The following is a 1232-nucleotide window of genomic DNA, read 5'->3' as shown; positions in this document are numbered from 1 at the left end:
GATCAATTTTATTGAAAAGTTGCGTGAACACTGTAAAGTTCATGGAATTCCTCTTTAACGAATTTTCAACTTTTTATCACCTTGAAACATAGATACATGCTAAACGCGTTATTTGTATTTATACATTACCTAAGTATTTTCATCACGATACCTTGGCTTTGAGAAAACCTTTCTGTCCCTCTGAATTGTTCAGATAGTACTGAACCTTCTATATTGGCTTTTGTTTTCATCGTATGATAGGCATCCCTTTTGTTTCATGGTTAAAAAATTTCATACTAAGTTCGCGTTTTTTCTTTTTGATAAGTGATTGCTCAGCGTTACGTAAATGCGCTACCATTTCCATCTTTATAAATTCATTTTGGATCATGGCTAACGAACCATCGATATGTGCTTGAAGATCTGCAGTATCTTTCAGGTTTTCTTTTTTTTGAATTTCATCTAATAGATGTTGGAGGTATTTAAAACGATTTTCTACGTTTTCAAAAGTTTCTAAACTTACAGCTTTATCTAGTATCGATGCAAATTGTAAACGCCTTGAAATAGCCTTCCCCATTTGCTCAAAAGACCCATAAATTTTGTTTTCTTCCTCTAATACCTTTTGATATGATTCCCTTGAAAGCTTGTCACTCTTATAGAGCGCTTCTGGTTCTTTGAGAAAAAAACTAGAAAAGTCTATTTTCTGAGGTGCAGTTTTCTGACCCTTTGTTATAGCTTGATAGGCTTTTTCTGTTTGCGAAAGTTGTTTTTTTTCCAACTCAAGCTGTTTTTTTAAGAGCTCAATAATCTCCAGATACTCCGCTGGTAGAGCAGGTGGGGTCGGTATGCGATTTCTCATCGTTCCCAAAGTAGAAAGATCGATTTTAACATCGGGTGGAAGTGCAGATGGTGGATTATAGCCTTTTGGTGGTTTTGGTCTATAATCTTTGCTTGTACTGAGACCTCCTGACCCCATACCAGGAATTATAGTAATACGGCTATGAGCTCCTCCTTGCTTAGTAATAGTGTCACTTCTTGCTAAGTTTGTTGTTCCAAGAAACGCACTAATTGCTATGATAATAATCAGTTTTTGCATATTTTGTTCCTTTTAATTTTCACATATTTAGAAAGACTGACCATTACATTATTAATTTCATAAATCAGTTTATGAGATTCCGTTGTCTCCTCGCTTGATTTCGGCAGGGATTGTTTTATTAATAGGTACACGGTTCCTATCATTGGGCTGTTTTAGCTTT

Annotated in this window: 1 protein-coding gene and 1 pseudogene; both read right to left on the bottom strand. The window is 35.2% G+C overall.

Annotation, left to right across the window (positions count from 1 at the left end; all coding sequences use genetic code 11):
* Positions 1 to 226 precede the first annotated feature (226 nt).
* Positions 227 to 1072, bottom strand: a complete 846-nt coding sequence (locus ACFIJQ_RS08780; RefSeq protein ID WP_375629956.1) for a type IV secretion system protein — start codon at positions 1070 to 1072, stop codon at positions 227 to 229.
* A 69-nt stretch (positions 1073 to 1141) separates the two neighbouring features.
* Positions 1142 to 1232 (bottom strand): annotated as a pseudogene (locus ACFIJQ_RS08775) (TrwH protein); the annotation flags it as partial.

The sequence above is a fragment of the Bartonella sp. TT67HLJMS genome (assembly GCF_042193375.1).
Lineage (GTDB): Bacteria > Pseudomonadota > Alphaproteobacteria > Rhizobiales > Rhizobiaceae > Bartonella > Bartonella grahamii.
This window is presented reverse-complemented; position numbering and strand designations above follow the sequence as displayed.